The organism is Bartonella sp. AA86SXKL (assembly GCF_042196885.1).
In genome coordinates this window covers 21351-27350 of sequence record NZ_JBHIRE010000018.1, presented here as the reverse complement: position 1 = coordinate 27350, position 6000 = coordinate 21351, and the positions used below count along the sequence as shown (strand labels likewise).

3 protein-coding genes and 6 pseudogenes are annotated in these 6000 nt (G+C 37.4%); all 9 read right to left on the bottom strand.

Annotated features, from left to right (window positions below; all coding sequences use genetic code 11):
* Positions 1-228: 228 nt before the first annotated feature.
* Positions 229-463 (bottom strand): annotated as a pseudogene (locus ACFIO5_RS07570) (phage antirepressor KilAC domain-containing protein); the annotation flags it as partial.
* A pseudogene (locus ACFIO5_RS07565) lies at positions 429-1129 on the bottom strand (phage antirepressor KilAC domain-containing protein). The pseudogenes ACFIO5_RS07565 and ACFIO5_RS07570, both read right to left, overlap by 35 nt.
* Positions 1130-1715: 586 nt before the next feature.
* Positions 1716-2256, bottom strand: a pseudogene (locus ACFIO5_RS07560) (hypothetical protein).
* A gap of 3 nt (positions 2257-2259) precedes the next feature.
* Positions 2260-2580, bottom strand: a pseudogene (locus tag ACFIO5_RS07555) (hypothetical protein).
* Between the two features lie 146 nt (positions 2581-2726).
* Positions 2727-2981: a type II toxin-antitoxin system PemK/MazF family toxin gene (locus ACFIO5_RS07550; RefSeq protein WP_375632933.1), complete on the bottom strand. Its 255-nt coding sequence runs from the start codon at positions 2979-2981 to the stop codon at positions 2727-2729.
* 337 nt (positions 2982-3318) lie between these two features.
* Positions 3319-3706 (bottom strand): annotated as a pseudogene (locus ACFIO5_RS07540) (hypothetical protein).
* Between the two features lie 171 nt (positions 3707-3877).
* Entirely contained in the window at positions 3878-4210 is a 333-nt protein-coding gene (locus tag ACFIO5_RS07535; RefSeq protein WP_375632931.1) for a hypothetical protein, read from the bottom strand.
* A gap of 102 nt (positions 4211-4312) precedes the next feature.
* Complete coding sequence (locus ACFIO5_RS07530) at positions 4313-4615, bottom strand: hypothetical protein (RefSeq protein ID WP_375632929.1); 303 nt, start codon at positions 4613-4615, stop codon at positions 4313-4315.
* Positions 4616-5291: 676 nt separating this feature from the next.
* Positions 5292-5606 (bottom strand): annotated as a pseudogene (locus ACFIO5_RS07525) (hypothetical protein).
* Positions 5607-6000: the final 394 nt, after the last annotated feature.

The following is a 6000-nucleotide window of genomic DNA, read 5'->3' as shown; positions in this document are numbered from 1 at the left end:
ACATCATTTTATCCAGCCCCACTTTTGTGGGGCTTTTTTTATGGAGCGTCAGATGAGAAAGATATCGAAAGAAGGATAGGCACTTCATCGTGAAGTTTTAAAATCAAAGCTTTTTCTACTAAACTCATGATCTCAACCAGAGCAGCACAATCTTATCACTCATATTTTCATGCCTAGAAAATTGAGATAATGCCATCCATAAATCGCATAAGAAGTTAGTATTTACCTTCATTGCACACCTCCATGGATTTTTCTCTCAAACATGCCGCCAATCCTTTAGGTGTGATTTTTGTTGAAGGCAGCACCTTTTCTGTTCCATCCGGTTTTTGAATGGTGATGGCAGAACAGTCCATGAATCCTTTTTTGATTTTATCCTGATTAAAGGTAACAATGGACCACTTGGAGCACGTCGATACACCCAATCATTTTTACGCAAGTAATCTGTTAAATCCTTTGGTCTTATCCATGGATTTTTCTCTCAAACATGCCGCCAATCCTTTAGGTGTGATTTTTGTTGAAGGCAGCACCTTTTCTGTTCCATCCGGTTTTTGAATGGTGATGGCAGAACAGTCCATGAATCCTTTTTTGATTTTATCCTGATTAAAGGTAACAATGGACCACTTGGAGCACGTCGATACACCCAATCATTTTTACGCAAGTAATCTGTTAAATCCTTTGGTCTTATCTCCAACATCTTCGCGGCTTCAATCAAACCAAACAAACCATCAGAGCGTTTTAAGCCTTCTAAAGCTTTTGCTTTTGGTGCTAATTCTGAAATAACATAGTTTTTCTGCTTAATTTGATTTTGTAGATGATTTAAGGCGCCAAATAATACTTCGGGTTTGGAGTAATCAATTTGTCGAATAGCTACTTGTCTTTCCAACTCTTTCCAACGGTCAATTATCTTTGCTCGTAAGGCAGTGCTGTAACTAGAAACAAGAATTAAGCATTCACGCTTTGGCAGGTTATAACAAGGGCGGCTTTCACCTTTGTTATCAAGGTAGTGCCCACCAAAATCAACCTCCTTAAATTTGAGGGCGTTAAGTTCTTCAAGCGTTTTCTTGATGTCACGCATAATATCGTCATGCCTTTTGCCACATAATTCAGTAATTTTAATAATGGTATTCATAAAGAATTCTTAGATGTTAGACGTTCCTTAATGACATTCTAAAAGAGTGCTGGGCACTAAGAAACACGGCATCTAGTCCGTCGTTACGCCTTTCCCCGAAGGGGGTATATGGCATAGCCACACCTGACAAAGCTATTATATGCATGTAGCACACAATGAGTTAAAGCTTTTAAATTGCGGAAGATTAGTTATTTCGGCAACTAATCCGCTAGTTGTTTTAAGGTGTTTTTGAGGCACCTGATTCGAAAATACCTATTACTATAGAATTTTCCAGCAACAAGAATTACTTTTTGCTAAGAAAACGTTTCACATATTGTACAGTGTACATATTGAAATTATTATTTATCAATGAGCTAAGTGTAAAATGTACAGTCAAATTGAAAATTCTGTCGTTAGCGATAGTTCGCACTAGTCTGCCCCGCAACGAAGCCAACCCGCTGGGAAGTACATTTTGAATTGATTTTATTGACTTTTTTATGGAAAAAACAAAACATAAGTGATAATCTGTTCTTAAAATTGCAATCAAAGTGTATAATACATAACTCATAAGGATATGGAATAGATAGATAAAGCTTAAGAACATAATTTAGCTTTTCTTGTTGGCAGCGTATTCTTGACGAGCAAGTTGGCACTGTATATTGGCAATTAATCTCTCATTAGCTTTTTTACAATAGCACTTGCAATTTCTGGCTTAGACATCACTTTAGCAATTGAAGGTCCTTCTTGTTTTGCAATGGGGAATTGATCTCCATCCGCTCTTTGAAATACATTACCATTCAGCTTTTTTAATTCAACACGCTTTGGAAAACTCCCATCCTTGATAAAAACATGGGCAAGATTTGTTCTTTTGCTTTAAAAAATTTAAGAGGTATTGGTGTTCCAGAACCAATGATATCTGTCTCAAGAAACCTTGCTGTTGCCTTTTCTTTAATATAAACACCTCTTCTTATACGCTTTATTTGGGCTGATGAGATGTCTGCAACTTGCTTTTCAGTAAAGCGTTCGACTTGTTTTGCTGCAGTGTTTAGAGCATTACGCAGAGCCCAATTAAGGCGAGGGGCTTGAAGGCTTGTGAAGGTATCTTTTGCCTGTTGAAGATACCATTTTTGGTGGATGATTAACTTCAACTTCTAAGCCTTTTTAAGAGTAGGTGTTGATGATTGAGAGACCTTAGATGCTTTTGGTTTTTCGAGAGAGGTTTCTTCAGTCATTGGTTCAGATGATGTTTGTGTGGCTTCTTGTTCTATCTGCTTAATTTGTTCAATTGCTTTGTCAGGCTTTGCTACCATCTTGGCCTCAACAAGAAGTTTTGCAGCATTGGCGCGCTTGAGACGTGCGTAGATCTAATTAGAAACTTCAACAAATGGATTATTGGGTGTTGATGGTTCAAAGCGAACAGTGCTTTTATTGTCTCCAACAACACACATTGGCTTAGTGATGACAGCTTTCATCATTGCTTCTTTTGAGTCATAATTAATGACATCATTAGTCAAATATTGATTTTTATTCTGTGAAAAATTGTTTAGCCGATTGTCAACAGAAAAAATCATGATCTTATGCTTTTTTATTTTTTACCTAAAGTTGGTGTTTTTAAACATTAAAAATTGTAGAAAAAATTCAAGTAAGAAATGTTGATAACTTTGCTAAGACTTCGCCCATTACGCGCTACTATATCTAAAGAACGCGGTTGGTCGCAGCATATCACACCTGTTGTATGCAGCCCTGTTCCCACCAATGAAACAGCAAAGTCCGCTATTCTAGCAAAATTTCCTCCACTCGTAATGGGCAAAACAATGAGTGTTTTTGTTAAACGATTAAACGCCTCCGGTGACACAATCAGTACAGGATGCATTCATTTTTCTCATAGACAGAGGTTGGGTCAAGCGATACAAACCAAATTTACCCCGCTTCATTACAAGAGCTCTCTCCCAACAAGCTTAGCATCAAACCACTCTACATCTTTATCCGCAAAATCGTCCGAAGTATTACATTGGGCTAACAATTCTTAAAGAGTGTAATTTTGCGATATCTATAGCCAAACCCACTTGCATATTTCAGTAAGATGAAGAACATCAAGCAATGCAGGCGGTGTAGAGAGCATAACTGATCCTCCAACTTTACGTAATTTCGTTGTATGCATAAAACGCCCTCTCTAATATTATATAAAAATATAACATAAAGCCCATGATTCAATAGCTTTTTATGCTTTTGTGTAAATGTTTAAGAAGCGCATTTAGAGCAATACGCAATATACTCTGAATAAAGTCAATATTTTTTATCTCTCTGTTGATCTCGTCTATAAGAGGTTCGTAATTGAGAATGCTTTTCGGAATATCACCAACGTAAACCCATGCTTTTACTTGCGCTTTGGTACTAAAATCCGCATTCTTAGGTGTTTTGTAATACTGACCACCATCAAACTTTTCACACTCTCTTGTGCCGTCTTCGTATTCGTAGAGGTTGTAAAAATACTCCTCTGTCCCATCCCCCATGGGGCATACCCACTGCCGTTGCAACAAACCTCTTTCGCATGGGTTGTTTACGGTTTTTTAAGAATAGATGTTTTAAAATGAACATGCTTTAATCCTAATTTTACAAATTTGTCTATTTGCCTTAAATTTGACCGTACAGAGCGTTTTATATGATAGATTTTTTATCATAAAATCTTTAAATCACTCTGTACGGTGCCATTTTGTCGATTTAAATGCACATCCAATCACAAAATGATCAGAAATTTTCACTAGTTTGCTAACCTGCAATGTTTTTCACTTGCTTTTCAACCAACGTGAGTGGTCTTGAATTCTCTCTCATTGCCTTTTCTTTCAGCCTTTTTTCACGGGTGTTCAAAACAGCCTGGTGTACAAGATTGGCTTTTGTCAAAAGACTATTTTCCAAATCACGACATAATTTTACTAACTCACGAGTGTTTGGAAAAAACGTATCCGATAAACCTTCTACCTCATCGCATAAAATCCGTTTAACCGTTTTTATGAGTGACCACGCAGAAACACTTTCCAAAACCATTCCATAGGTAAGCGCCATACCTTCATGATCTGCCTGTTGCGAAATTTTTTGAACCACACGAAAGCATCCAAATTGCCTTGGTTATGTCCTCTTTACTCACTTTTATTGAAAACAATTCGTGAAGTTGATCACACGCTTCTAAGGCATCGCTTCCTGCTGTTATGTCAATGCTTGCCACTTTTCAAAACTAAAGGAAACTCCGGAGTTATCATCTCGTGAATGTGTTTCAAAGTGACCTCGAGGCCCGATATCAAGGATACTGTCTGAGATGCGTTCATCTACACTTTTTTGCCTTTGAGAGTGATTTCCATAGTTTTTTCCGTTCTCTAAATCCTCGATAGCTTTTTGCACCCAGTTGCGCCACATTGCTTTCCAATCCGTTTTGCGTGCATCTTTGCCTGTTCTAGCTTTCCAAAAATCTCGAAATTTTGCCATTTCGGCTTTGACACGCTCTGGAGGCAATCCCTCTTCGATTGCGAAATCATAAACAGGTTCGAAATCATCAGGGGTACGACAGCCACTGTCATTTCTAACCCGTTTAGCTTTTTCGTAATGTTCTCTTGCTCGTGAATGGAAGGTTGTTTTTCTACACCCGTTTCGATTTGCTCTGATGTGGTCTCAACAGCAGCAACCTCTGTTGGTTCGTCAACCTGTTCGTTTGTTTCTAAACTTTCAGAAGCAGTTTTTTTTGCTAACTAAAATGATAGTTTTAGTTTATATATATTCTTATTCTGTTTCTTTATAGCTTGGTTTTGCTTAGCGTTTGCTTCAGCAAAATCATTAAAGTGTTTTTATAGCGTTTTTTATTGTGCACCTTTTTTCCAGCCTCACTATGAATTTGCGATATGTGCACTTTTTTATCAGTAAAATCTTTTAGCTCTTCTTCAACGCGCGTATTCGACAAACCATTATCTTTCTCAATAAGTTTATCATTCTTTATGAGATATTCGACAATAGTTACAAACTTTTTTGCGAGCAATTGCAAGCGCGGGCAAGCATTTCAAAATCTGTTTTAATTGGTGCTTTTTTGTCATACATGCGAATGAAAAGCGTTATATAAATGCCCCTTTGCTCTCATGTCATTCCATCGATCTCACTGTTCCAGTCATTCAAAAGGAATCTTATCCATGGCATTGCATTAGACATGCGCATTTCCTTCTTTAACTAAATATAAAATTGCTAAAGCATTTGCTTCGTTGTCATCTTTTGGATTGTATCCTTTTGCACACACCGTCTTAATCATCTCTTCTTGTGAGGCATTGACTTTATCTGTTGTGATCTTCATTTTTGTAAGCCATTGCTGAAAACGCAAATAGCGCATACTATCGCCTTTAAAACGACAAAATTCAAAATTGACAAGTGCTACTTGTTATACTGCTGTCTACACGAGAAATCGCCCAGCCTGTCTTAGATCTAGATCAAGGCAGAGAACGGTTTGTGTATTGATGATCATCTTCCCCCATGAAGGCTGTTGCGTATTTATATGTGCGCTATGACAGAGCGTGTTGTGATTGCCTGTCTTGAAAAAATGGTCGTGAGAAAGTACTTGAAACTACTTTTGGGCCAATTTTTTACTGCCATTCGAGGAAAAATAATCTTAGAAGCAGTTGATTTTCGAATTAACTCTTCTTGTTTTTGAATCACATCTTTTTGTGCACGTATTTTTTCAGCTTCTTTATCTATTATTTTGTCTTTTGCATCTATCTCTTTTCTGAGCTTTTGCGTCGTTTTACAAGAGTCATGAAGAGTATAAGCCAATCCCAAATTAGCAATACTGATTGCCTCTCCATCCTATAAAGACGAGGAGGAGGTCAAAGTGCTAAAAAGGTACCTCAAAAAGCAGCAAT